General features: G+C 73.9%; 25 protein-coding genes and 1 pseudogene. 20 read left to right on the top strand and 6 right to left on the bottom strand.

Annotated features, from left to right (window positions below):
* Nucleotides 1-8: 8 nt before the first annotated feature.
* A complete protein-coding gene (locus tag ACIA5A_RS08700; protein ID WP_396758212.1) occupies nt 9-1,043 on the bottom strand; it encodes a hypothetical protein in 1,035 nt (344 codons plus the stop codon).
* Nucleotides 1,044-1,127: 84 nt separating this feature from the next.
* On the opposite strand from ACIA5A_RS08700, the gene ACIA5A_RS08695 reads away from it, so the two are divergent.
* The gene (locus ACIA5A_RS08695) at nt 1,128-2,168 is read left to right on the top strand and encodes a S66 peptidase family protein (RefSeq protein WP_396758209.1); all 1,041 of its coding nucleotides are present in this window, start codon (nt 1,128-1,130) and stop codon (nt 2,166-2,168) included.
* On the opposite strand, the gene ACIA5A_RS08690 is transcribed toward ACIA5A_RS08695, so the two are convergent.
* Nucleotides 2,162-2,380 carry a winged helix-turn-helix domain-containing protein gene (locus tag ACIA5A_RS08690; protein WP_396758206.1) on the bottom strand — a complete coding sequence of 73 codons (219 nt, stop codon included), beginning with the start codon at nt 2,378-2,380 and terminating at the stop codon, nt 2,162-2,164. The genes ACIA5A_RS08695 and ACIA5A_RS08690 overlap by 7 nt on opposite strands.
* A 207-nt stretch (nt 2,381-2,587) precedes the next feature.
* Here ACIA5A_RS08690 and ACIA5A_RS08685 point away from each other — a divergent pair, with 207 nt between their 5' ends.
* Nucleotides 2,588-2,896 carry a hypothetical protein gene (locus tag ACIA5A_RS08685; RefSeq protein WP_396758203.1) on the top strand — a complete coding sequence of 103 codons (309 nt, stop codon included), beginning with the start codon at nt 2,588-2,590 and terminating at the stop codon, nt 2,894-2,896.
* A 242-nt stretch (nt 2,897-3,138) separates the two neighbouring features.
* Here the strand turns inward: ACIA5A_RS08685 and ACIA5A_RS08680 are convergent, their stop codons facing one another.
* The gene (locus ACIA5A_RS08680) at nt 3,139-4,050 is read right to left on the bottom strand and encodes a cyclase family protein (RefSeq protein ID WP_396758201.1); all 912 of its coding nucleotides are present in this window, start codon (nt 4,048-4,050) and stop codon (nt 3,139-3,141) included.
* 154 nt (nt 4,051-4,204) lie between these two features.
* Between ACIA5A_RS08680 and mfd the strand changes: the two genes are divergently transcribed.
* The 4 genes from mfd to ACIA5A_RS08660 all read left to right on the top strand — a co-directional run bounded on the left by mfd (nt 4,205) and on the right by ACIA5A_RS08660 (nt 11,471).
* Nucleotides 4,205-7,846 carry a transcription-repair coupling factor gene (gene mfd, locus ACIA5A_RS08675; RefSeq protein WP_396758198.1) on the top strand — a complete coding sequence of 1,214 codons (3,642 nt, stop codon included), beginning with the start codon at nt 4,205-4,207 and terminating at the stop codon, nt 7,844-7,846.
* A 47-nt stretch (nt 7,847-7,893) separates the two neighbouring features.
* Nucleotides 7,894-8,649, top strand: coding sequence for a hypothetical protein (locus ACIA5A_RS08670; protein WP_396758195.1), 756 nt, complete (start codon nt 7,894-7,896; stop codon nt 8,647-8,649).
* The gene (locus tag ACIA5A_RS08665; RefSeq protein WP_396758193.1) at nt 8,646-9,635 is read left to right on the top strand and encodes a nucleoside triphosphate pyrophosphohydrolase; all 990 of its coding nucleotides are present in this window, start codon (nt 8,646-8,648) and stop codon (nt 9,633-9,635) included. The genes ACIA5A_RS08670 and ACIA5A_RS08665 overlap by 4 nt, the downstream gene beginning before the upstream one ends.
* Before the next feature lie 210 nt (nt 9,636-9,845).
* The gene (locus ACIA5A_RS08660) at nt 9,846-11,471 is read left to right on the top strand and encodes a DUF885 domain-containing protein (protein ID WP_396758190.1); all 1,626 of its coding nucleotides are present in this window, start codon (nt 9,846-9,848) and stop codon (nt 11,469-11,471) included.
* A gap of 4 nt (nt 11,472-11,475) precedes the next feature.
* On the opposite strand, the gene ACIA5A_RS08655 is transcribed toward ACIA5A_RS08660, so the two are convergent.
* Nucleotides 11,476-12,168, bottom strand: a complete 693-nt coding sequence (locus ACIA5A_RS08655; protein WP_396758187.1) for a hypothetical protein — start codon at nt 12,166-12,168, stop codon at nt 11,476-11,478.
* A 212-nt stretch (nt 12,169-12,380) separates the two neighbouring features.
* On the opposite strand from ACIA5A_RS08655, the gene eno reads away from it, so the two are divergent.
* From eno to ACIA5A_RS08620, 7 genes are all read left to right on the top strand, one after another.
* A complete protein-coding gene (gene eno, locus ACIA5A_RS08650) occupies nt 12,381-13,664 on the top strand; it encodes a phosphopyruvate hydratase (RefSeq protein ID WP_396758184.1) in 1,284 nt (427 codons plus the stop codon).
* Between the two features lie 29 nt (nt 13,665-13,693).
* On the top strand, nt 13,694-14,326 hold the full coding sequence (locus ACIA5A_RS08645) for a septum formation initiator family protein (RefSeq protein ID WP_396758181.1): 633 nt from the start codon (nt 13,694-13,696) through the stop codon (nt 14,324-14,326).
* A 22-nt stretch (nt 14,327-14,348) separates the two neighbouring features.
* Nucleotides 14,349-14,906 (top strand): DUF501 domain-containing protein, encoded by a 558-nt coding sequence (locus ACIA5A_RS08640; protein ID WP_396758178.1) that lies wholly within the window; start codon nt 14,349-14,351, stop codon nt 14,904-14,906.
* Between the two features lies 1 nt (nt 14,907).
* Nucleotides 14,908-15,420, top strand: coding sequence for an amino-acid N-acetyltransferase (locus tag ACIA5A_RS08635; RefSeq protein ID WP_396758175.1), 513 nt, complete (start codon nt 14,908-14,910; stop codon nt 15,418-15,420).
* 38 nt (nt 15,421-15,458) lie between these two features.
* Nucleotides 15,459-16,385 carry an exopolyphosphatase gene (locus ACIA5A_RS08630; protein ID WP_396758785.1) on the top strand — a complete coding sequence of 309 codons (927 nt, stop codon included), beginning with the start codon at nt 15,459-15,461 and terminating at the stop codon, nt 16,383-16,385.
* Nucleotides 16,386-16,467: 82 nt separating this feature from the next.
* The gene (locus ACIA5A_RS08625) at nt 16,468-16,800 is read left to right on the top strand and encodes a PadR family transcriptional regulator (protein ID WP_396758173.1); all 333 of its coding nucleotides are present in this window, start codon (nt 16,468-16,470) and stop codon (nt 16,798-16,800) included.
* Nucleotides 16,797-17,792, top strand: coding sequence for an HAAS signaling domain-containing protein (locus tag ACIA5A_RS08620; RefSeq protein ID WP_396758170.1), 996 nt, complete (start codon nt 16,797-16,799; stop codon nt 17,790-17,792). Before ACIA5A_RS08625 ends, ACIA5A_RS08620 begins: the two co-directional genes overlap by 4 nt.
* Nucleotides 17,793-17,844: 52 nt before the next feature.
* Here ACIA5A_RS08620 and ACIA5A_RS08615 read toward each other — a convergent pair whose 3' ends face one another.
* Together ACIA5A_RS08615 and ACIA5A_RS08610 are read right to left on the bottom strand one after the other, a co-directional pair.
* Nucleotides 17,845-18,162, bottom strand: coding sequence for a helix-turn-helix domain-containing protein (locus ACIA5A_RS08615; protein ID WP_396758167.1), 318 nt, complete (start codon nt 18,160-18,162; stop codon nt 17,845-17,847).
* Nucleotides 18,159-18,341: pseudogene (locus ACIA5A_RS08610) on the bottom strand (type II toxin-antitoxin system RelE/ParE family toxin); the annotation flags it as partial. The pseudogene ACIA5A_RS08610 and the gene ACIA5A_RS08615, both read right to left, overlap by 4 nt.
* Nucleotides 18,342-18,572: 231 nt before the next feature.
* Here ACIA5A_RS08610 and ACIA5A_RS08605 point away from each other — a divergent pair.
* The 7 genes from ACIA5A_RS08605 to ACIA5A_RS08575 all read left to right on the top strand — a co-directional run bounded on the left by ACIA5A_RS08605 (nt 18,573) and on the right by ACIA5A_RS08575 (nt 24,362).
* Entirely contained in the window at nt 18,573-19,259 is a 687-nt protein-coding gene (locus ACIA5A_RS08605; protein WP_396758164.1) for a dienelactone hydrolase family protein, read from the top strand.
* 19 nt (nt 19,260-19,278) lie between these two features.
* Complete coding sequence (locus ACIA5A_RS08600; protein WP_396758782.1) at nt 19,279-19,992, top strand: uracil-DNA glycosylase; 714 nt, start codon at nt 19,279-19,281, stop codon at nt 19,990-19,992.
* 20 nt (nt 19,993-20,012) lie between these two features.
* Nucleotides 20,013-20,747 carry a DUF4129 domain-containing protein gene (locus tag ACIA5A_RS08595; protein ID WP_396758161.1) on the top strand — a complete coding sequence of 245 codons (735 nt, stop codon included), beginning with the start codon at nt 20,013-20,015 and terminating at the stop codon, nt 20,745-20,747.
* Nucleotides 20,744-21,325 carry a hypothetical protein gene (locus tag ACIA5A_RS08590; protein WP_396758158.1) on the top strand — a complete coding sequence of 194 codons (582 nt, stop codon included), beginning with the start codon at nt 20,744-20,746 and terminating at the stop codon, nt 21,323-21,325. The genes ACIA5A_RS08595 and ACIA5A_RS08590 overlap by 4 nt, the downstream gene beginning before the upstream one ends.
* Nucleotides 21,325-22,323 (top strand): AAA family ATPase, encoded by a 999-nt coding sequence (locus ACIA5A_RS08585; protein WP_393509961.1) that lies wholly within the window; start codon nt 21,325-21,327, stop codon nt 22,321-22,323. The genes ACIA5A_RS08590 and ACIA5A_RS08585 overlap by 1 nt, the downstream gene beginning before the upstream one ends.
* Nucleotides 22,323-23,687, top strand: coding sequence for a DUF58 domain-containing protein (locus tag ACIA5A_RS08580; protein WP_396758155.1), 1,365 nt, complete (start codon nt 22,323-22,325; stop codon nt 23,685-23,687). The genes ACIA5A_RS08585 and ACIA5A_RS08580 overlap by 1 nt, the downstream gene beginning before the upstream one ends.
* 114 nt (nt 23,688-23,801) lie before the next feature.
* Nucleotides 23,802-24,362 carry a hypothetical protein gene (locus ACIA5A_RS08575; protein ID WP_396758153.1) on the top strand — a complete coding sequence of 187 codons (561 nt, stop codon included), beginning with the start codon at nt 23,802-23,804 and terminating at the stop codon, nt 24,360-24,362.
* The last annotated feature ends 40 nt before the right edge of the window (nt 24,363-24,402 follow it).

The raw sequence follows: 24,402 nt of genomic DNA, 5'->3' as shown, positions 1-24,402 counted from the left end.
CCGGCCGGTCACCCTCCGGCGGTGGCGTGCCGTCCCGCAGCGGTGCGCGCGGCCCGCCGGCGGACCCGGAACAGGGTCGCGGTGAGCAGCCCGACCAGGCCGACGACCACCCAGACCAGCAACCCGGTCAGCGCCCAGCCGCCGCCCCGCCAGTCGAAGTAGATGGCGGACTTCAGCAGGTCGGTGGCGAGCCCCGGCACGTTCCAGCGGTGCATGCCGCGCAGGAACGCGGGCAGGAACTCGGGCGCGTAGATGCCCCCGGAGCCGGGGTTGCCGAGCACCACCAGCAGCAGGATCACGATGCCGGTGCCGAGCAGCCCGAGCCACGCCTGCACGGCCGCCGCGACCATGCCGGCCGCGAACGCGGCAAGCGCGCCGACCACCGCGATGGTCCCCACGTCGTGCGGGAACACGTCGAGCACCGGCCCGACCAGCACCGCGCCGATGAGGCCGAGCAGGGCGGAGTGCACCGCGAGCGTGGCGGTCCGCAGCCCGGCCTGGCGCAGCCCGCGCGGGCTGGTGCCGAGTGAGATGCCGAGCGCGGTGGAGGCCAGGTAGCCGCCGAGCACCACGCCGACCGCCAGGTAGAACGGCACCAGGCCGCGCGGGTCGCCGCCGGAGACCGGCACCTCGTCGGTGACCGCCAGCGGCGCGCCGGCCTGCCGGGCGGCCTGGGTGAACACGTCGGTGACGAGTTCGGTGGCGGCGGGCGCGCCGGCGCTGGCCGTGGCCAGGGTGAGCCCGCCGGGGGTGGAGCTGAGCACCGCGTACACGGATCGGTCGTTCAGGCCGTCGTCGGCGCGGTCCCGGCTGTCGTACCGGACGGGTTTGATCATGTCGGTGCGGGCCCGAACGGCCGACATCACGGCCTGGGCCTGCTGGTCGCTGGTGACCACGGCGACCGGCACGTCCTTCGGCTCCGGCTTGTGCAGCGCGCCGACGTAGGCGGCGATGAACGCGCTGGCCAGCGCCAGGGTGCCGAGCACCAGCGCCGCCGTGCGGGGCAGCCAGTCCCGGGTTCGCAGCTCCGGCTCGTCGTCCACGCGCCCAGCCTATTGCCGGGATATGCCCGGCTCATGCCGTTTCGCCGGGCGGAGATCGCTGGTGGCCGCCGATAGCGTCGGATCATGACGCCGCCGCGCTACCCCGCCAAGCCGCGACCGGGCGACCGGGTCGCGGTCGTCTCACCCTCCGCCGGCCTGCCGGGTCTCTTCCCCCACGTGTACGAGCTGGGCCTGCGCCGGCTCCGCGACGAACTGGGGCTGGAGCCGGTGGAGTATCCGACCACCCGCCGGATGGGCGCCGACCCCCGGGACCGGGCCCGCGACCTGACCGCCGCGTTCGCCGACCCCACGATCACCGCGGTGCTCGCCACCATCGGCGGGGACGACCTGATCACGGTCGTCCCGTTCCTCGACGACGAGGTGATCCTGGCGAACCCGAAGCCCTACCTCGGCTACTCCGACAACACCAACGTGCTCAACCACCTGCACCGCCTGGGGATCGTGGCCTACCACGGCGGCTCGGTGCTGGTGCACCTCGGCCGGCCCGGCAAGTCGCACCCGCTGACCGTCGACTCGCTGCGCGCCGCGCTGTTCACCTCCGGCTGGTACGACCTCAGCCCGGCCGCCGAGTGGGGCGACGAGACGCTCGACTGGCACGACCCGGCGACGCTGGCCGAGGAGCCGCCGATGCTGCCGGGCGAGGGCTGGCGCTGGCACGGCCCGGCCCGGGTGGTGACGGGTCGCACCTGGGGCGGCAACCTGGAGATCCTGCACTGGCTGGCCGCCGCCGACCGGGTGCCGTCCGCCGTCGAGCTGGACGGCTCGGTGCTGCTTGTGGAGACCTCGGAGGAGATGCCGCCGGCCGAGGAGGTCTTCCGGATGCTGCGCAACCTGGGCGAGCGTGGGATGCTCGCCGGCTTCCCGGCGATCGTGGTGGGCCGGCCCAAGGCGTGGAACTTCGACCGCCGGCTGCCGATCGCGGAGCGGCTGGCCTGGGGGGAGGAGCAGCGGGCGGCGATCCTGCGGGCGATCGGGCCCTATGCCGACGACCCGGTGGTGGTCTTCGACGTCGACCTCGGTCACACCGATCCCCAGTTGATCGTCCCGTACGGCGGGGAGATCCGGGTCGACGCGGTCGAGCGCCGGATCGCGGTGCGCTACTGACCGCGCACGAACACCCCGGCGCCGGGCGCGCCCTCGACGAGTCCCCGGGCCTTGAGCCAGTCGACTGCGGAGCGCACCACCTGGCGAGAGACGTCGAACTCGGCGCAGAGTTCGGTGCCGGAGGGCAGCTTCGCGCCGGGTGGGTACTCGCCCGATTCGATGCGCTCGGTCAACGTGTCGATGAGGCGTTGCTTCTTCGTGTACGCAGGCATGGGTCGGCTCCGTGGCAGGTAACGCCCATGTGATCACGAGAATCGGCGAAGCGTCAATCAAAGGTAGTTGCAGGTATTGACCTGGCATGACAGGTAGTCATAGGTTGTCTTCGGGTGACCGTGGCAGGCACCCGCGACCAGATGAGGCGGCCCGGGGTGGAGTTGGCACTCCGCTCCCCGGGCCTTGACCGGGAGGACGCCCGGCCCATGAGCAACCTATCGAACATCGCCCACCCGCCCTGGTGCCTGCGCGGCCCGGACTGCGCCGGCGGCAACGGCCTGCACCTGTCCCGCCTCGCCGGCACGGCGGTGCGGGGTGACGAGGTGATCCAGGCCGGCGTCGGCCTGTGGCGGATGGACGTCGGCCCGACCTCACCGTCCGGCTTGCTGCTGGAGTTCTCCGCAGGCGCGGACGTCGAGCGGTGGCCGCTCGACCTGCCCCAGTCCCAGGCGCTGGTCCGCGCGTCCCAGCGCCTGCTCCGCCGCCTGATCCCGCTGGCCGTCCACGCCGCCTGACCGCCTCTCCACGCACCACGCGGCTCGGTGGAACGCGATGGCTGTCACGAGACGGTTTTGACACCCATGGCGTTCCACCCGCTGCGTCTGGATGCCGTCGGTGGAACGCCATGGGTGTCTCGGCTCCCGTTTGACACCCATGGCGTTCCACTCGGAGGGTGGGGTTTTCCACTTCGGCGAGGTGGTGGCATCGCGGGTGCGGTGACCCCACCAGCTCGGGGAAGTGGTGTGGATCTTGTGGGTCAGGCGTCGACGGTGGCGAAGGCGCGGACCGGGAAGGTGCCCATGCCGGACACCCTCGGCGGGGCGGCGGTGAATCGGAAGCCGGTGGGTGGCAGCGCGTCCAGGCCGGTCAGGTGCTCCACGATCGGGATGCCGGCGGCCAGCAACGCGGTGTGCGCCGGGCGCTTGCCGGCCGCCGCCGCTGTCATGTCGTCGATGTTGATCGAGTCGATGCCGACCAGCGCCGCGCCGGCCTCGACCAGCCAGGAGGCGCCGTCGCCGGTCAGGTAGGGCGCTTCCGGGGCGGCGTAGGCGTCGGTGCCGAAGTGCGCGTCCCAACCGGTGTGCAGCAGCACCGCCCGCCCGGCCACCTCGTAGGGGGCGAGCAGCAGGCGGTCCACCGCCCGGGTGCCGGCGGGCACGCGGACCACCAGGGCGGGCAGGTCGGCCAGCCGGTCCAGCGGGATCCCGGTCAGGTCGGGGGCGTCGGCGAAGCGGTGCGACGGCGTGTCGACGTACGTGCCGGTGTTGGCGATCATGTCGATGCGGGCGACGTGGAACTCGACGCCCGGCGCGTACCGCTCCCGGGAGGTCTCCCGGGTCAGCCAGTCGGTGATCGTCGGGCCCGGCCAGCCGGGGAGCGTGACCATCCCGTCGGTGACCACGTGGCTCAGCTCGACCAGCCGCCGCCCGCCGCCGGTCGGCGTGGTCGCCACGCCGCGCCCGCCCTTGTGCGGCTCCTCGACCACGGTGCGGTCGGTGATCCGCACCTCGCCGACCATGAGCAGCCCGAGGTGCCGCACGAGCAGCGCGGCCAGCTCGTCGTCGGTGACCTCGGGGCCGGGGACGTCCAGCCGGAAACCGTCGGTGCGCAGGCCCCCACCGTTGGCGAAGACCACCTCGGCGTCGAAGACCGCCCGATACTCGACCATCGGTCCAGCGCACCACGCCCGGCCCGGGTCGTCAAGATCGATACGCGGCGACGCCCGGATGGTCGGGGGAGCGGGATAGGCTCGACGGGTGCACCCCCCGTCCGGCTGGACGCGGGGTCGTCGTCATGCGTCGACCCGCTGGAAGTGATCACTGATGCTCACCGGACTCTTCGCCGCCGCCCTGGCCGACCCCGGGCTGGCCCGGGCGCGTGACCTGGCGCGCTCCGGTGCCGCGCAGGTCGACGGCCTCGACCTCACCGCCCCCGCCGCGCTGCGCCCGTTCGCCGTGGCCGCCGTCGCCGCCGACGAACCGGCCGGTGGCGCGGGGCGCTCGGTGCTCGCGGTCACCGCCACCACCCGCGAGGCCGACGACCTGGTCTCCGCGCTGGGCAGCCTGCTGCCGCCGGAGCAGGTCGCGGTCTTCCCGTCCTGGGAGACGCTGCCGCACGAGCGGCTGTCGCCGCGCTCCGACACGGTCGGCCGGCGCCTGGCCGTGCTGCGCCGGCTGGCCCACCCCGACTCGGCCGACGCGCACGGGCGCACCGGCCCGCTGCGGGTGGTCGTGGCGCCCGTCCGGTCGCTGCTCCAGCCGCAGCTCAGGGGCCTCGGCGACCTGGAGCCGGTGCAGCTCGCCGCCGGCGAGGAGGCCGACCTGGAAGAGGTCGCCCGCCGGCTCACCGACATGGCGTACGCCCGGGTCGACCTGGTCACCAAGCGCGGCGAGTTCGCCGTGCGCGGCGGCATCCTGGACGTCTTCCCGCCCACCGACGAGCACCCGTCCCGGGTCGAGTTCTGGGGCGACGAGGTGGAGGAGATCCGCACCTTCGCCGTCGCCGACCAGCGCACCATCGAGGGCGTGCCGCAGCTCTGGGCGCCGCCCTGCCGCGAGCTGCTGCTCACCCCGTCGGTGCGGCAGCGGGCCGCCGCGCTCGCCGCCGAGCACCCCGAGCTGGCCGAGATCCTCGACAAGCTGGCCGAGGGCATCCCGGTCGAGGGGATGGAGTCGCTCGCGCCGGCGCTGATCGGCGACGACGCGCTGGAACTGCTCGTCGACTGCATGCCGGCCGGCACCCACGTGCTGCTCTGCGACCCGGAGCGCATCCGCACCCGGGCGCACGACCTGGTCCGTACCTCGGAGGAGTTCCTCCAGGCGAGCTGGGCCGCGGCCGCCGTCGGCGGCCAGGCCCCGGTCGACCTCGGCGCCGCCGCCTTCAAGACCCTGGCCGAGGTACGCGCGCAGGCCCGCGCCCTGCGCCAGCCCTGGTGGACGCTCGCGCCGTTCGGCCTGGTGGAGGCCGACGCCGCGCCGGCCCGCCAACCCTGGGAGGACGCGCCGGCCGAGGTCGACGTCACGCCCGACGACGCCATCGCGGTGAGCCTGGCCGCCCAGCCCGCTCCGCTCTACCACGGCGAGACCGCACGGGTGGTCGACGACCTGAAGCGCTGGGCCGGCGAGGGCTGGTCGATCGCGCTGGTCTTCGAGGGGCACGGCCCCGCCCAGCGGGCCGTCGAGGTGCTGCGCGACGCGGGCCTCGGCGCCCGGCTCACCGAGGAGGTGCCCGCCGCGCCCGCCCCCGGCGAGCTGCTCGTCTCCTGCGGCTGCCTGACCGCCGGCTTCGTCGACGAGGCGTCGAAGTTCGTGCTGCTGACCGGCAACGACGTCACCGGCGGCCGGGGCACCTCCACCCGCGACATGCGCAAGATGCCCAGCCGCCGGCGCAACACCATCGACCCGCTGGAGCTGAAGGCCGGCGACTTCGTGGTGCACGAGCAGCACGGCATCGGCCGCTACGTCGAGCTGGTGCAGCGCACCGTCAACGGCGCCAGCCGCGAATACCTGGTCATCGAATACGCGGCGAGCAAGCGCGGCCAGCCCGGCGACCGGCTCTTCGTCCCCACCGACCAGCTCGACCAGCTCTCCCGCTACGTCGGCGGCGAGCAGCCCACGCTGCACAAGATGGGCGGCTCGGACTGGCAGAAGTCCAAGGCCCGGGCCCGCAAGGCGGTCCGCGAGATCGCCGCGCAGCTCATCCAGCTCTACGCCGCCCGCAAGGCGTCCAAGGGCCACAACTTCGGGCCGGACACCCCGTGGCAGCGGGAGCTGGAGGACGCGTTCCCCTGGCAGGAGACGCCGGACCAGATGGCCGCCATCGAGGAGGTCAAACGGGACATGGAGCAGACCGTCCCGATGGACCGGCTGATCTGCGGCGACGTCGGCTACGGCAAGACCGAGATCGCGGTGCGGGCGGCGTTCAAGGCGGTGCAGGACGGCAAGCAGGTGGCCGTGCTGGTGCCCACCACCCTGCTGGTGCAGCAGCACTACAACACGTTCGCCGAGCGGATGAGCCAGTTCCCGGTGAACATCCGCCAGCTCTCCCGGTTCCAGACGCCGAAGGAGAGCGAGCGGACGCTGGAGATGGTCGCCGACGGCAGCGTCGACATCGTCATCGGCACCCACCGGCTGCTCCAGGCGGCCACCCGGTTCAAGCAGCTCGGGCTGGTCATCATCGACGAGGAGCAGCGCTTCGGCGTCGAGCACAAGGAGCACCTGAAGACGCTGCGCGCCTCGGTCGACGTGCTCGCCATGTCGGCCACCCCGATCCCCCGGACGCTGGAGATGGCGATCACCGGCATCCGCGAGATGTCCACCATCGCCACCCCGCCGGAGGAGCGGCACCCGGTGCTCACGTTCGTCGGGGCGTACGACGACCGGCAGGTGGCCGCGTCCGTCCACCGCGAGCTGCTCCGCGACGGGCAGGTCTTCTACCTGCACAACCGGGTCGAGTCGATCGACAAGGCGGCGCGGCGGATCCGGGAGCTGGTGCCCGAGGCCCGGGTCGCGGTGGCGCACGGCCAGATGGGCGAGGAAGCGCTGGAGAAGGTGATGGTCGGCTTCTGGGAGAAGGAGTTCGACGTCCTGGTCTGCACCACGATCGTCGAGTCCGGCATCGACATCCCGAACGCCAACACGCTGATCGTGGAGCGCGCCGACCTGCTGGGCCTGGCCCAGCTCCACCAGATCCGCGGCCGGGTCGGCCGGGGCCGGGAGCGGGCGTACGCCTACTTCCTCTACCCGCCGGAGAAGCCGCTCACCGAGAACGCGCACGAGCGGCTGGCCACCATCGCCCAGCACACCGAGCTGGGCGCCGGCATGTACGTGGCGATGAAGGACCTGGAGATCCGGGGCGCCGGCAACCTGCTCGGCGGCGAGCAGTCCGGCCACATCGAGGGCGTCGGCTTCGACCTGTACGTGCGGATGGTCGGCGAGGCGGTCTCCGCGTTCAAGGGCGAGCGCACCGAGGAGGAGGCCGACGTCAAGATCGACCTGCCGATCGACGCGCACCTGCCGCACGACTACGTCGGGGTGGAGCGGCTGCGGCTGGAGATGTACCGCAAGCTCGCCGAGGCCCGGGACGCCGAGCGGCTGCGCGAGGTGGTGGCCGAGATGACCGACCGCTACGGCGAGCCGCCCGCGCCGGTGCAGAACCTGGTGGCGGTGGCGAGGTTCCGGCTGCTGGCCCGCCGCTACGGCCTCACCGACGTGTCGATGCAGGGCAAGCACATCCGGTTCGGTCCGCTGCCGCTGCCCGACTCCAAGCAGATGCGGCTCAAGCGCTACCACCCGGACTCGGTCTACAAGCAGGCGCTCGACCAGGTCAGCGTGCCCCGGCCGAGCACCCGCCGGATCGGCGGCGAGCCGCTGCGCGACCAGGCGCTGCTGGAGTGGTGCGCCCAGCTCCTCTCCGACGTGCTGGGTGAACCGGCCGCCGCGGTGCAGCCGGCGGGGGCGCGGTGAGGTGGGCGGCGTCACAGCCGACCGCGGGGCGTGAGAGAGTGACCGTCATGCGTGCTCGCCGTCTTGTCGCCGTCGCCAGCGTGGCGGTCGGCCTCGTCGCCCTCTCCGGTTGCCGCACCGAGCCGGGGGTCGCCGCCTACATCGGCGACCACCGCGTCACCGAGGACCAGGTCACCTCGATCCTCGACGAGGCCCGTAGCGGCCTGGCCAGCCAGCCGGCCACCGCCGGCCAGGCCGACGCGCTGCTGCCGCCCCGCGACCAGGTGGTCGCCACCCTGGTGCTGTCGGACGTGTGCAAGGAGCTGTCCGCCGACAAGGGCTACCAGCCGAAGGGCCAGGTGACCGCGGAGCAGGTGGCCCAGCAGCTCGGGCTGCCGGCCGACGCGACCTACCCGAAGAAGGTGGCCGAGTTCTACACCTGCGTCTCCGGCGTACCGGTGGGTGAGTCGACCGCCCCCTCGAAGGAGGACTTGGCCGCGGTGGTCGCCGCCGGCCGGGCCGCCGGCGCCATCCCGCCGGACGTCTCCGACGCCGACGCCGCCGGTCAGCTCGACGGCGACCAGCTCCGCTCCGCGCTGGCCACCCGCAAGGCGCTCGCCGACGCCATCGACGGCTACGACGTCTCGGTCAACCCGCGCTACCGGCCGCTGGCCTTCCCGGTGCTCACCTTCAAGGGTGACGTGCCGGCGGTCTCCGTGCCGCTCGGCGAGCCGGGCTCGTCGGTCACCGACATCTCCACCCCGGAGCCGGAGACCGGTGACTCGGCGCCCGTGGTCGACCCGTCGGCGGCGCCCGGCGCATGACCGCGCGCATCGTCCTGCTCGTCACCTCGCCCCGGCTGCCGGCCGGCCTGCTGACCTCGGCCGCCTGGGACGCCGTACGCTCCGCGCCGGTCCTCAGCGGCGTCGACGGTGAGCTGACCCGGGCGGTCCGGACGGCCGGCGCCGAGGTGCGCGTGGTGACCGAGGGCGCGACGCAGGCGTTGCTGGACGCCGCCGCCACGCACGGCGGCGCGGTCTGGCTGGCCGGACCGGCCGGAGACGAGGCGCTGGCCCGTGAGCTGGGGTTGCGGCTGGCCCGCCAGCCGGGCCTGGCCGAGCTGGAGCTGATGTACGGCTCGTGGGACCCGCCGGGCGCCCGGCTGCTTGACGCGGTCGAGGTGATGGACCGGCTGGCCTCACCGGGCGGCGACCCGTGGAAGCGGGCGCAGACCCACCGCAGCCTGGCCGCGTTCCTGCTCGAGGAGTGCTACGAGGCGTACGACGCGATAGGCGCCGACGACACCGACGCGCTCCGCGAGGAGTTGGGCGACGTGCTGCTCCAGGTGCTGCTGCACGCCCGGCTGGCCGAGGACCTGCCGGAGGGGAAGAGCTGGACCGTCGACGACGTGGCCGGCGGCCTGGTCGACAAGATGGTCCGGCGCAACCCGCACGTGTTCGCCGGTGAGCAGGCCGGCACGATCGAGGAGATCGAGGCCAACTGGGAGCGGATCAAGCGGGCCGAGAAGACCCGTGAGTCGGTGCTCGACGGCATCGCGTTGAGCCAGCCCGCGCTCGCCCTGGCCGCGAAGATCCTGGACCGCGCCGGCCGGGTGGGGCTGGCCGTGCCGCCGCCGCTCGCCGAGTCGCAGGTGGACCCGGAGGCGCGGCTCGGCGCGAGCCTGCTGGCCACCGTCGCGGCGGCCCGGCAGGCCGGCATCGACCCGGAGGCGGCGCTCCGCCGCGCCACTCTGGCCTACGCCGAGGCGGTCCGCGCCGCCGAACGCGCCACCCCCGCCCCACCAACCTGACCCACTCGCCGCCCCGGCAGCACCGTCACGGCGTCCCCGCGTGGGGCGGGCCCATCTCGTTGTTGTCGATCTTGCACTTCCTGCCCCGACAAACAGGCCTGAACGGGACGTTCGGGGGGCCATAACTGCAAGATCGCGGGTCCGGGGCGGGGTGGGGTGGGGTGTGCGTGGGGGCGGGGGGAGGGCGGGGCGGGTCGGTAGGGTTCGGGGATGGAAGCGTTCGTGCCGCTCGCGGAGCGGATCGTGGAGGCGTTGCTGGAGAGCCGGCCCGGGTTGGCCACCGCCGCCGGGGACCACCGCTACGACGACCGCCTGCCCGACCTCTCCGCCGACGCCCTCGCCGCCGACCAGGCGATGCTGAAGGACGCCGCCGACGCCCTCACCGAGATCGACCCGGACGTGCTCGACGTCGACGAGGGCGTCGACCACGCGCTGCTCAGCAGCCTGGTCGACCGGGGGCTGTTCGAGGCCACCGAGATCCGCAGTCACGAGTGGGACCCGCTGCGGCACAACCCGGGTCCGCTGCTGCACGCGCTGCTGGCCCGCCCCTACGCCCCGGTCGACGAGCGGCTGACCCACCTCGCCGGGCGCCTCGACGCCGTACCGGACGCGTTGGCGACCGCGCGCGCGACGCTGCGGGACATGCCGCGGGTCCACGCCGAGACGGCGGTGGGGCAGTTCGCCGGGGCGGCGGCGCTGGTCCGCGACGAGGTGCCGGCGCTGCTGGCGCAGGCGCCGGCGCTGCGGGACCGGGTGGGGCCGGCGGCTGCCGCCGCCATCGCCGCGCTGGACGAGTTCGTGGCGTGGCTGCGGGCCGGGTTGGCGGCGGACGCCGGCCCGGGGCGCGACCCGCGGCTGGGTCGGCGGCGCTGGGAGGCGCGGCTCTGGCACACGCTCGACACCGAGCTGGGCGCGGCCGAGGCGCAGCGCCGAGCGTGGGCCAACCTCGACCGGGTCACCGAGGAGATCCGGGCGGCGGCGGTCGAGCTGGTCGGTGGTCCGGCCGACGACGAGACGGTACGCCGCGCGCTGGACCTGCTCGCCGCGGAGCACCCGGACGACGCCACCATCGTGGACCTGGCCTCGGTCACGCTCGACGAGGCAACCGACTTCGTCCGCCACCACGACCTGGTGAGCCTGGTCGCGGATCCGTGCGTGATCCAGGAGATGCCGGAGTTCGCCCGGGGCGTGGCGGTGGCCTACTGCGACTCGCCGGGTCCGTTGGAGACGGCGGACGTGCCGACGTTCTACTGCATCGCGCCCACGCCGGCGGACTGGCCGGCGCGGCGGGTGGAGTCGTTCTACCGGGAATACAACGACCACATGATCCGCAACCTGACCGTGCACGAGGCGATGCCGGGTCACTTCCTCCAGCTCGCCCACGCGCGCCGCTACGCCGGCCCGACCCGGGTGCGTGCGCTCACCGAGTCCGGCGTGTTCATCGAGGGGTGGGCGGTCTACACCGAGGAGCTGATGGCCGGGCTGGGCTTCGGCGGGCTGCCGGTGCGGTTGCAGCAGCTCAAGATGCAGCTCAGGATGACCATCAACGCGCTGCTCGACCAGCTCGTGCACTGCGACGACCTGCCCGAGGCCGACGCGATGGCGCTGATGACCGGGCGGGGCTTCCAGGAGGAGGGCGAGGCGGCCGGCAAGTGGCGGCGCGCGCTGCTCACCTCGACGCAGCTCTCCACCTACTTCGTCGGCTACAGCGAGATGGCCGGGATCGCCGGCGCCCGGCCGGACGGCGTGCCGGTGCGCGACTGGCACGACGCGATGCTGTCGCACGACTGCCCGCCGCCGCGCCACCTGCGCACCCTGCTCGGGCTGGACGGGTGAGGCGTCAGGACGTCTTCGTGCGCCGGTCCACCACGGCGGCGCCGGCCGGCAGGTCGAACGTGGTGGCCTCGACCGTCTCGGTGTAGCGGCTCAGCGTGACCTCGGCGGCCTTGTCGTCGAGCGTGCCGGTGAAGCTGCCCAGCACCCCCTCGGTCGTCACGCAGGTGGCGAAGCGTTCCCCGGCGTTGGTGACGTCCACGCAGGTGGCGTGGTGCCCGGCGAGTGTGGTGTCGCTCTGCTTGATGACCGCGTCGGGCTCCAGCGCCGCCTCGGTGAGCAGCCGGATCACCGCCGGCGGGGTGACCAGGCCCAGCTTGCGGGCCTCGTCGTAGACGATCACCGACGGCTTGCCGGCGGTGAGCACCGGGGGCGACACCGTGCAGGAGGTGCGGGCGGAGGCGCCGGTGCACCTGGTCACCGCCTCCTGGGTGACGGTGATCCGGCCGCCGGGCCAGGTGTAGGTGGAGCGGAGCGGGTCGGCGGTCTGCGCGATCGAGGCGGTCTGGCCGCCGGCGAGCTGGTAGTCGGCGGCCCAGGTCTGCTCCAGCGCCCGGTCCATCCGCGCGGCCAGGTCGTTGACCAGGTCGGCCCGCCCGAGCGCGACGCCCGCGTCGTCCAGGGTCTGGCAACCGGTGACCGAGAGCGACGCGATGACCGAGGCGGCGAGCACGCGGAGAGTCGTCGAGGCGGCAGGCATGATGCCCAGCCTTGTCGATCGACGCAACCTCTCGCAAACCCGTTGCCGGTTGACGACCGGTAAAGCGGGAATGTCCGTCTCATTCGCCGCCGTGGGGTCCGCCCCGACCGGCATGCGGGCGGGCGGGGACCGATACGCTGCGTTCAACACCTGCCTCAGCCGCACCGTCGCGGCCCGAACCGGACCGGAACACACAAACGAGGAGCGACTCAGTGGCAACCATCGAGGGAATTGTCGCCCGGGAGATCCTGGACTCGCGGGGCAACCCGACGGTCGAGGTCGAGGTCGGGCTCGACGACGGCACGATCGCCCGCGCCGCGGTGCCGTCCGGCGCCTCCACCGGCGCGTTCGAGGCGGTCGAGCTGCGCGACGGCGACAAGGACCGCTACCTGGGCAAGGGTGTCGAGAAGGCCGTCGCCAACATCGAGGACCGGATCGTCGACCAGCTCATCGGCTACGAGGCCAGCGAGCAGCGGCTGATCGACCAGAAGATGATCGACATCGACGGCTCCGACAACAAGGGCGAGCTGGGCGCGAACGCCATCCTCGGCGTCTCGCTGGCCGTGGCGAAGGCCGCCGCCGGCAGCGCCGAGCTGAGCCTCTTCCGCTACCTGGGCGGCCCCAACGCGCACCTGCTCCCGGTGCCGATGATGAACATCCTCAACGGCGGCGCGCACGCCGACTCGAACGTCGACATCCAGGAGTTCATGATCGCGCCGATCGGCGCGCCGACGTTCCGGGACGCGGTCCGCTCCGGCGCCGAGGTCTACCACGCGCTGAAGTCGGTGCTGAAGAAGAAGGACCTGTCGACCGGCCTGGGCGACGAGGGTGGCTTCGCCCCCAACCTGCCCACCAACGCCGCCGCGCTGGACCTGATCGCCGAGGCGGTGGAGAAGGCCGGCTACCGGCTCGGCACCGACATCGTCTTCGCGCTCGACGTGGCCGCCACCGAGTTCTTCGACAACGGCACCTACACGTTCGAGGGCAGCGCTAAGAGCGCCGAGGAGATGAGCAACTACTACACCAAGCTCGCCGGCGACTACCCGATCGTCTCCATCGAGGACCCGCTGGCCGAGGACGACTGGAGCGGCTGGGCCACGCTGACCGCCGCGCTGGGCGACCGGATCCAGATCGTCGGCGACGACCTGTTCGTGACCAACCCGCAGCGCATCGCCCGGGGCATCACCGAGCGGGCCGCCAACGCGGTGCTGGTCAAGGTCAACCAGATCGGCTCGCTCACCGAGACGCTCGACGCCGTGGACCTGGCCCACCGGGCCGGCTTCAAGTGCATGATGAGCCACCGGTCCGGCGAGACCGAGGACACCACCATCGCCGACCTGGCGGTCGCCACCGGCTGCGGTCAGATCAAGACCGGCGCCCCGGCCCGCTCGGACCGGGTCGCCAAGTACAACCAGCTCCTGCGGATCGAGGAGGAGCTGGCCGACGCGGCGCGGTACGCCGGCGCAGGCGCGTTCCCGCGTTACCGTTCGGCCTGAGGTCAGCGCTCCGGGGGAGGGGTGTGACGATGCAGCAGCGCCGCACACCGGGTGGCCAGCGGCCCGCCCGTCGGCCGGGTCAGGCCGGCCGGGCGGGCGGTGCCCGGGTCCGGTCCACGGCACGCGACGGCGTCCGCGCGGAGGCGCGCGCCGCCGGGCGGTCACCCGGCGCGTCCCGCGCCACCGAGGGCGTACGCGCCGCGAACCGGCCGGGCTCGCCCCGGCGCAGCGCGGCCGGCGGCCCGGTCAAGCGGCTCACCGCACCCCAACCCCGGCGCTTCACCGGGCGTGCCACAGTGCTGTTCGCGGTGCTGATCGCGCTCGCCCTGGCGTACACCTATCCGGTGCGGGTCTACCTGGACCAGCAGGCCGACATCGAGCGGATGGAGGCGTCCCAGGCGGCGCAGCGGGCGGAGATCGACAGGTTGACCGCCGAGGCGGCCAAGTGGAAGGACCCGGAGTACGTCAAGACGCAGGCCCGGGAGCGGTTCTTCATGGGCAAGCCCGGCGAGACCCTGCTGGTCGTGCTCTCCGACCCGGACGGCGCCGCCAAGGACGCCGGCAAGGGCGCGAAACCGGGGCCGCCGAAGCCGCCCGACCCCTGGTACGACACCCTGTGGTCGAGCGTGCAGGCGGCCAACGCCGAGCGCCCCGACAAGTGAGCACCACACGAGAGGCACTTCCGTGAGCGTCGTACCACCGCGGGATCCGGCGGCGGACTCCGTACCCCCGCCGGAGCGCCAGCCGGCCACCGAGGCCGACCTGGCCGCGGTGGCCGCCCAGCTCGGACGCACCCCGCGCGGCACCCGGGCGGTGGCCCACCGGTGCCCGTGCGGCCTGCCCGACGTGGTGGAGACGACGCCCCGGCTGGCCGACGGCACGCCCTTCCCGACGCTGTTCTACCTGACCTGCCCGCGGGCCACCGCGGCGTGCAGCCGGCTGGAGTCGGCCGGGCTGATGAAGGAGATGGCCGACCGGCTCGCCGAGGACCCGGAGCTGGCCGCCCGCTACCGGGCCGCGCACTCCGACTACCTCGGTCGCCGGGACGCGATCGGCGAGGTGCCGGAGATCGCCGGCGTCTCGGCCGGCGGGATGCCCGGCCGGGTGAAGTGCCTGCACGTGCACCTCGGTCACGCGTTGGCCGCCGGCCCGGGGGTGAACCCGTTCGGAGACGAGACGCTGGCGCTTGTGGAGAAGTGGTGGGCCGCCGGCCCCTGCGTGGACGTGCCCGGGGCGGAGTGAGATGAACGCGGCCGACGAGATCGTGGTCCGCCGTGCCCGCACCGCCGACGTGCGCGGCATCCGCCGGCTGGTGGACACCTACACCGACGACCGGCGGCTGCTCAGCAAGGCGACCGTGACGCTCTACGAGGACGTGCAGGAGTTCCGGGTCGCGGCGACGCCGGACGGCACGGTGGTCGGCTGCGGCGCGCTGCACGTCATGTGGGAGGACCTCGCCGAGATCCGGACCGTGGCGGTCGATCCGTCCTGTCGGGGGCGGCGGCTCGGGCACCGGATCGTCGGCGAGCTGATCGACGCCGCGCGCGAGCTGGGCGTCGCCCGGATCTTCGTGCTCACGTTCGAGACAGGCTTCTTCGGCGGGTTCGGGTTCCGCGAGATCGACGGCGCCCCGGTGCCGCAGCCGGTCTACGAGCAGCTCCTGCGCTCCTACGACGAGGGTGTCGCCGAGTTCCTCGACCTGGAGCGGGTGAAGCCCAACACGCTCGGCAACACCCGGATGCTGCTGCGCCTGTGAGCCGGTCGGGCCGTAGGGTGGGCGCTGTGAGTGCGCGTGTGGCCGCCATCGACTGCGGGACCAACTCGATCCGACTGCTGATCGCCGATCTGCCGGATCCGTCCGCCGCGTCGGCGCCGCTGGTGGACGTCAGCCGGCGGATGGAGATCGTGCGGCTGGGGCAGGGCGTCGACCGGACCGGCATGCTCGCGCCCGAGGCGATCGAGCGCACCCGGGTGGCGCTCGCCGACTATGCGGCGGAGATCGAGAAGGCCGGCGTGGAGCGGGTGCGGATGTGCGCCACCTCGGCCTCGCGTGACGCGTCAAACGCCGCCGACTTCCGCGCGATGGTGGAGCGGACCCTCGGCGTACCGCCCGAGGTGGTGACCGGCGACGAGGAGGCGCGGTTGTCGTTCACCGGCGCGGTGCGCGGCCTGCCCGCCGACGCCGAGCCGCCGTACCTGGTGGTCGACATCGGCGGCGGCTCGACCGAGTTCGTCGTCGGCACCCGCGCCGACGGGGTGCGCGGCGCGATCTCGGTGGACATCGGCTGCGTCCGGATGACCGAACGTCACCTGCACGGCGACCCGCCGACCCCGGCGCAGGCCGCCGCCGCGGAGGCCGACATCGCCGCCGCCGTCGACCGCGCGCTCGCCGCCGTGCCCGGCCGCGAGGCCGCCACGCTGGTCGGGCTCGCCGGTTCGGTCACCACGGTGGTCGCCCTGGCCGAAGGGCTCCGGGAGTACGACCCGAGCCGCATCCACCACGCCCGGGTCTCCTACGAGCAGGTGGCCGAGGTGACCGCCGACCTGCTCGGCAAGAGCAGTGAGCAGCGGCTGGCGTATCCGGTGATGCACCCGGGGCGGGCCGACGTGATCGGCGCGGGCGCGCTGGTGCTGCGAGTGATCATGGAGCGGGCCGGGATGCCGTCGGTGGTCGCCTCCGAGCACGACATCCTCGACGGCATCGCCTGGAGCCTCGCCTAGCCACTGCCACCACCCGGTTCCGTCCTCGGGTGGGGTGTGGTGTCGTTGACGGTAGTGCGGATTGCGCAGTAGTGTGCGAAGCGTGGATACCACGCAGCTCCTCAAGGGCGTGCTCGACCTGGCGGTCCTCGCCGTGCTCAGGCACGAGGACGGATACGGCTACGACATCCTGCGGCGGCTGCGCGAGGCCGGCCTGACCGAGGTCGGCGACGCCTCGGTCTACGGCACGCTGCGCCGGCTCTTCGCGGCCGGCCTGCTCACCACCTACGTGGTGCCCAGCGAGTCCGGGCCGCACCGCAAGTACTACGCGCTCAACGCCAGCGGGCGGGACCAGCTCACCCGCTCCGGCAAGACCTGGCGCTCGTTCGCCACCACCATGGACGCACTGCTCGACGATCGGGGGATGGCGGCATGACCGTCACGGGGCAGGAGATCACGGACTACGTCGACCGGGTGCGCGCCGCGCTCGGCGACCTCCCGCCGGCGCTGCGGGACGAGTTGACCGAGGACCTTCCGGAGCACCTCGCCGAGGTGGCCGCCGAGGGCGACGGCGCGCTCGTCGACCGGCTCGGCCCGCCGGAGGCGTACGCGGCGGAGCTGCGGGCCGCGGCCGGCGCGGAGTCGGGACGGCGACCGGGTCGTCCGGGCCGCCTGGCCGCCGCCCGCGCTCGGGCCGCCACTCAGGTGCGCCTGCTCGACCGCCAGCTCGGCCCGCTCGTAGGGCAGGCCCGGGTGGCCGACTTCGTGCGTTCGCTGCGCCCGGCCTGGTGGCTGCTGCGCGGTTGGCTGGCCGCGCTGCTCATCGGCGAGATGACCGACAGCGGTCGGGCCGGCCTGCTGCCCCGCCTGGAGGGCAGCGCGCTGGGAGGGCTGGCGCTGCTGGCTGCCGCCGTCGTCGCGTCGCTGTGGCTCGGCCGCCACTCCGACGGCTTCACCGGCTGGCCGCGACGGCTGTACCTGCTGGGCACGGCGGTGCTGGTGGTCTTCTCCTTCGCGGTGCTCGCCGACGTCCACCGGAACGCCCGCGAAGACATGTACGCCGGCTACCAGCAGACCTCGGTGGACCGGCGGATCGACCGGATCGAGGACGTCTTCGTCTACGACCAGCAGGGGCGGTTGATCCGCGACGCCCAGCTCTTCGACCAGAACGGCGTGCCGATCCGGCTCGGCTGGCCGAACTGCGTGGACTCGTCCGGCAACGTTCCCGCGCCGCGCAACGCCTACCCGTACTGCGCCATGCGCGCCCCGTTCGGCGCCCCGGCAGCCCCGCCCGCGCCCGCGACGAGCGGCACTTCCGCCCCGACCGCGAGTGTCACGCCAGGGCCGACCGCGACAGGTCTGCCGGCCGAGCCCGCTCCCAGGGGCAGCGCCGAGCCCGGGGCGCCGACCCCGACACCGACCAACTGACCGTCCTGGCCGCCCACCCCCGCTCGTGCCGCGGGGTGGGCGGCATCTCGCGTCACGCGATGGCGGCGATGTCGCCGTCGTCGAAGTAGATCGCCTGATGGAGCCGGCCCCCCAGCGCCGCGGCGAAGCGGGCCACGACCTCCTGGCCGGAGATCTTCCCTTGCTCGATCTGGGACACACGCCCCTTCGTGACGCCCATGCGGTCGGCCACCTGTTGCTGGGTCAGCCCTCGGGCGCGACGCACGTCGGCGAGCCGGTGGCCGATGACTTCGGCGAGAAGCTGCTGTTTGCCCGCCTCCACCGCTTCCTCACCGCCGGCTCGGGCGACCTGGCCGGCGCGAATGTCCTGCCACCGCGAGTATTCGCTCATGCCTTTCCCCCCTCCTCTCGTGCTCGATCTTTGAGGTAGAGCTCGTAGCGGTGCTCGGCGACCGGTATGGCTTCCTGGTACCACGTCTTCCAGCGGCCGGACTTGTCGCCGGCTACCAGGAGGACGCTCGAACGCCATGGGTCGAACGCAAAGAGGATACGTACGGTGCCTGGCCGGAGTGTCGAGCCACTGCCGCACCTCGTCGACGAGGTAGATGTCCCACTCGCCAGCCACCATGAGGCGAGTTTAGCAATCGCTATACCGGAGTGTGGCCCCGACGGTGTGTACAGGAGGTGAATGCCACTGTTCTTCCGTCTTCCCCGGGCCGGTGACGGCATGGCACGCTACCGGCACGTAACACCCAACTGTGCGACCAGCCAACGATGACTGACCGCTAGGAGGACGGGCCCATGGGCGAGATGGTGAGCTTCACCGGCAACGGGGGGACGAGCGAGGGGTATCTCGCGATACCCTCCGGCGGTGTGGCCAGCCCGGCGGTCATCGTCATCCAGGACTGGTGGGGACTGGTGCCCCACGTCCGGGCCGTGGTCGACCGCTTCGCCGACGCCGGCTTCGTCGCCCTCGCACCCGACTTCCGGCACGGCGGCCCGGCCGTGAAGCCGACCGAGCCCCGGCAGATGCTGAACAGCACCCAGATGGACGAGGCGGCCAGCGACATCGCGGCCGCCGCCGAATACCTGGCGAACCGGCCCGAGGTGGCCGGCAAGGTGGGCTGCGCCGGGTTCTGCGCGGGCGCCAGCCTGGCCCTCTGGTCCGGCACGTCCTCCGAGCGGATCGTCGCCACCGCCGGCTTCTATCCGCGCCTGCCCTGGGACGGCATGCCCACCGACTGGCCCGGCTACGCCGGGAAGGCGTCGCTCGTCCACTGCTCCGAGGCGGACGGCCTCTCCGCCGCCGACGGCGTGCAGAGCGTCAGCCGGTCCATCGAGGCCGCCGGCGGCACCTGCCAGACGTTCGACTACCCGGGCACCGCGCACGCGTTCTTCAACGAGGACCGGCCGGAACACTTCGACCAGCGCGCCGCCGCCACCGCGTGGGCCCGCACCCTGGAACTCTTCCGGGCCAAGCTTGGCTGAGACGCGTACCCCCGCGGAGGTGGTCGCCCGCGCGGCGCGGGCGACCGACCTGGCCGACCTCGACGGCGCGGTCGTCGACTGCTTCGCCTGCCCGCGCCTGGTGGCGTGGCGGGAGGAGGTGGCCCGGGTCAAGCGGGCCGCGTTCCGCGACCAGCACTACTGGGGGCGGCCGGTGCCCGGCCTCGGCCCGGCGGACGCCCGGATCGCGATCCTCGGCCTGGCGCCCGCCGCGCACGGCGGCAACCGCACCGGCCGGATCTTCACCGGGGACCGCTCCGGTGACGTCCTCTTCGCCGCGCTGCACCGGGCCGGGCTGGCCAACCAGCCGACGAGCGTGGCCGCCGACGACGGCCTGACGCTGCGGGACACCCGGATCTTCGCCGCCGTGCGCTGCGCGCCGCCGGACAACAAACCCACCCCGGCCGAGCGGGACACCTGCGCGCCGTGGCTGCACCGCGAGGTCGACCTGGTCCGCCCCACCCTGCGCGTCGTGGTCGCGCTGGGCGCGTTCGCCTGGGCCGCGTGGTGGCCGGTGCTCCGGCACGTGTACGGACAGCGCCCGCCCACACCGCGACCCGTGTTCGGTCATGGGGCACACTGGTCCGGCGAGTCCGCGCCGGCGGTGCTCGGCTGCTATCACGTCAGCCAGCAGAACACGTTCACCGGTCGGCTCACGCCCTCGATGCTGGACGACGTGTTCACCCGGGCGAAGCACCTGTCCGGGGTGGACTGAGGAACACCTGAGGCGGTGGGATGGATTTCGGCGTACTGCGCAGGTGGTGGCCGATCGTCGCGGTGACGGCGCTGCTCGCGGTCGCCGCGCTCGCCGCCGGCCACTCCGCCATCGGCGCCAGCCGGATCCCGCCCGTGGACAACGTCCCGTACGTGCCGGAATATCCGTCCGAGGCGCCGCCCTCGATCCCGGTCGAACCACGGGAGGCGGGGGTGCCCTCCCAGGGCGGGGTGCCCGACTGGCTGGGCACCGCCGCGGTGGCGCTGCTGTTCACGATCGTGCTGGCCGCCGTCGGCTACGTGCTCTACACCGTGCTGCGCGGCGCGCTGCGCCGGACCACCCGCGCGGTGCCGGTCCGGCGCACCCGGCGCAGCGCCGAAGGCACCGCCCGTGAGGTGGTGGCCGCGCTGGACGCCGGGCTGGAGGAGTTGGACGACCGCGCCACCGACCCGCGGACCGCGGTGATCGCCTGCTGGGTGCGGCTGGAGGAGGCCGCCGAGGACGCCGGGGTGCCCCGGCAGACCGGTGACACCCCCACCGACCTGGTCAGCCGGCTGCTGCGCGGCGACCCGGAGGCGGGCATCCCGGCGATCGCCAGCGCCGACGTGCTGGACGGGTTCGCGCACGTCTACCGGGAGGCCCGCTACGCCACCCGGGACGTCGACGAGCGCACCCGCGACCAGGCCCGGGCGGCGCTGCGCCGGCTGCGCGGCGAGCTGACAAGCGTGGCGGCGGGGGAGGTCGGCCCGGCGTGAGCACCAGCATCGACGACCTGCTCGGCTCCGGCGAGGAGCCCACCGGCCGGGCCGAACGGCCGTCCGGCGGCCGGGCGCGCGGGGTGCTGCGGACCGTGCTTGTCACCGCCGCCGTCGTGGCGGTGATCCTGGTCGTCCTGCGCGCCGTCGGCCTGCGGGTGCCGATCTGGATCATCGTGGCGGGCGTGCTCGCCGTGCTCGCCGTACGCCGGGTCACCACCGCGCTGTCGCCTCCGCCGCCGCCCCGCGCCGGCGCCCGGGTCCCCGCCGGGGAGGAACCCGGCACCTGGAACTGGTCCGCCCGGGACGCGCTGCGGACCGCCATCAACGGCTGGGAACGGCCGCTGGACTGGTGCGCCAACAGTCGGGAGCGGTTCACCGAGCGGGTGCTGCCCCGCCTGGGTGAGCTGGCCGACGAGCGGCTGCGCCAGCGGCACGGCGTGACCCGCGAGTCCGACCCGGCGCGCGCCCGCGCCCTGCTGGGCGAGCCGCTGTGGACGTTCCTCGGCACTCCCGCCCGCCGTCCCCCGTCGCCGCGCGACCTCGCGGCGATCGTCGCCGAACTGGAGAAACTCTGATGAACGACGTGGACCGGAGCATGCCCCCCGCCGAGGTGGGCCGGCTCGCCCGGGCCGTCCTGGACGCGGTCGGCACCGTCGTGGTCGGCAAGCGCGAGGCGTTGGAGCTGGTGCTGGCCGGCATCCTCGCCGGCGGTCACGTGCTGCTGGAGGACCTGCCCGGTCTGGGCAAGACGCTCACCGCGCGCTGCTTCGCGCAGGCGCTCGGGCTGGACTTCCGCCGGCTCCAGTTCACCCCGGACCTGCTGCCCGCCGACGTCACCGGCTCCTTCCTCTACGACCAGAGCAGCGGCGACTTCTCCTTCCGCGCCGGCCCGCTCTTCACCAACCTGCTGCTCGCCGACGAGATCAACCGGACGCCGCCGAAGACCCAGTCGGCGCTGCTGGAGGCGATGCAGGAGAAGCAGGTCTCGGTGGAGGGTGTGACCTACCGGCTGGACGAGCCGTTCCACGTGCTGGCCACCGCCAACCCGATCGAGTACGAGGGCACCTACCCGCTGCCCGAGGCGCAGCTCGACCGGTTCCTGCTGCGCGTCTCCTTCGGCTACCCCGACCACGACGAGGAGTGGGAGGTGCTGCGCCGGCGGATCGCCCGTCGCCGGGAGGAGGCCGAGATCAAGCCGGTGGTGGACGCCGGCACGGTGCGCGCCATGCAGGCCGCGCTGGAGGACGTGGTCGTCGAGGACTCGATCGGCCGCTACATCGTGGCGCTCACCGCGGCCACCCGGGAGCACCCGTCCGTGCTGGTCGGCGCGTCACCGCGCGGTTCGCTGGCGCTGCTGCTGCTGTCCCGGGTGCGGGCGGTGCTCGCCAACCGGGACTACGTGGTGCCGGAGGACGTGAAGGCGGTGGCGGCGCCCGCCCTGGCGCACCGGGTCACGCTGCGGCCGGAGATGTGGCTGCGCCGGGTGGACCCGTCGTTCGTGGTCGGCGAGGTGCTCGAGTCGACGCCCGCGCCGGCCAGCGGCGCGCTGCCCAGCTACGCCGCCGGACGCTGATGGACGCGCGGGCCGAGCCGGCGGGCGGCTGGGCGCCCACCTGGGCGCTCGGCCGGGCCGTGCTGCTCACCGGCGTGCTGATCGTCGCGGCCGTGCTGCTCGGCCGGATCGACCTGGTGGTGCTGGCCACGCCGTTCGCGCTGGGCACCGCGTACGCGCTGCGCCGTCGCCCGGCCGCCCAGCCCGAGCTGGAGTTGAGCGTCGCCGACACCCACCTGGTCGAGGGCTCGCCGATGGCCGCCACGGTGGCGGTCGCCAACCCGGACCTGATCGGCTACGACGTGGCGGTGGTGCGGACCCGGATGTCGCACTGGCTGCGGGTGGAGCAGGTCGGCTTCGGCGGCGCCGGGCTGGACGTGAGCCGGTCCGGCGGCGCGGACCGGCCGTTCGTCACGTCGGTGCCCCGGGGCAGCGCCGTCGACCTGGAGCTGACCGGCACCGCGTTGCGCTGGGGCCGGCACCCGTTCGGCCCGGCCGGCGTCCGGGTCGCCGCCGCCGACGGGCTGCTGATGTCCCGGGCCGTGATCACCGACTCGATCCGGGCCCGGGTCTATCCGCGCACCGAGCCGTTCGACGCGGTCGAGGCGATGCCCCGGGCCGCCGGGCTGGTCGGCGGCCACCGGTCGCGGCGGCCGGGGGAGGGCGGCGAGCTGGCCGGGGTACGCGTCTTCGCGCCCGGGGACCGGCTGCGCCGCATCGACTGGCGGGTGTCGTTGCGGGCCCGTCAACTGCACGTCGCGGCGACCCTGTCCGACCGGGACGCCGAGGTGGTGGTGCTGCTGGACGTGCTGGCCGAGGCGGGCCGCTCCGGCGGCGTACGCGGGCCGGCGTCGGTGCTCGACACCACGGTCCGGGCCGCCGCCGCGATCGCCGAGCACTACCTGCACCGGGGCGACCGGGTGGCGCTGCTGGAGTACGGCCCGTCGGCCCGCCGGCTGCGCCCGGCCACCGGTCGCCGGCAGTACGTCACGGTGCTGGAGTGGCTGCTGGACGTGCACGCCGACTCCTCCCCGCACGAGCCGTACGACCAGGTGTTCGGTCCGCAGGTGCTGTCCTCGGACGCGCTCGTGGTGGTGCTCACCCCGCTGCTCGACGAGCGGTCGGCGCAGATGCTGGCCCGGCTGGCCCGGGGCGGCCGGTTCGTGGTCGCGGTGGACACGCTGCCGGCCGAGCTGCCGGTGCCGAAGGACCAGGGCTGGGCCGAGGTGGCGTACCGGCTGTGGCGGCTGGACCGGGACACGATGATCGGCCAGCTCCGGGAGCACGGGGTGCCGGTGGTGCGCTGGGCCGGCGCGGGCAGCCTGGACGAGGTGCTGCGGGACGTGTCGCGGCTGGCGACCGCACCGAGGGTGGGCATGCGGTGAGCGCGAGGAACGCAGCGCAGCGGAGTCCTGCAGTCGCGAACGGAAGGCGGCCCCGGTGAGCGCGAGGAACGCAGCGCAGCGGAGTCCCGCAGTCGCGAACGGAAGGCGGCCCCGATGAATGCGATGGTCGAGCGGGTCCGTGGGGTGCGCTACCGGGTGGCGCGGGTCAGCGCGCTGCCGCTGCTGGTGCGCGGCGGCATCTTCCTGGTCGTGCTGGCCGGCTTCCTGCTCGCGTACCCGGTGCAGATGCTCGCCCCGCGGTCGCTGCTGGCCCTGGCGGTGGCCGCGGTGCTGCCGGCGGTCGGGCCGCGCCGGCTCTGGCCGACCTTCGCCGCGCTGGTGACGGTCGGCGGTTGGCTGCTGGCCACGCTCGGCTACGACCGGCCGCCCGCGCTGTGGCGGCTGCTCGCCGTGGCGACGCTGCTCTACCTGGGGCACACGCTCTGCGCGCTGGCCGCGCTGCTGCCCTACGACGGGCTGATCGACCCGGACCTGGTGCTGCGCTGGCTCGCGCGGGCCGGCGGGGTGGTGCTGGCCAGCGCCGTGCTGGGCGTCGTGCTGGCCTGGCTCGGCGGGGTCGGCGACGTCGGCGCCTCGCAGGCGGCGACCGTGGCCGGGCTGCTGGTCGCGGTGGGCCTGAGCGCGCTGCTGGGGTGGCTCCTGCGTCGCAGATGACGGGACGCGCTGAGGCGTTGCGCAGGTCACACCGGTTGTG

The sequence above is a fragment of the Micromonospora sp. NPDC051300 genome, from assembly GCF_044455315.1.
Lineage (GTDB): Bacteria > Actinomycetota > Actinomycetes > Mycobacteriales > Micromonosporaceae > Micromonospora > Micromonospora robiginosa.
The sequence above is the reverse complement of the archived record's forward strand: the minus strand, read 5'-3'. Positions and strand labels throughout refer to the sequence as shown.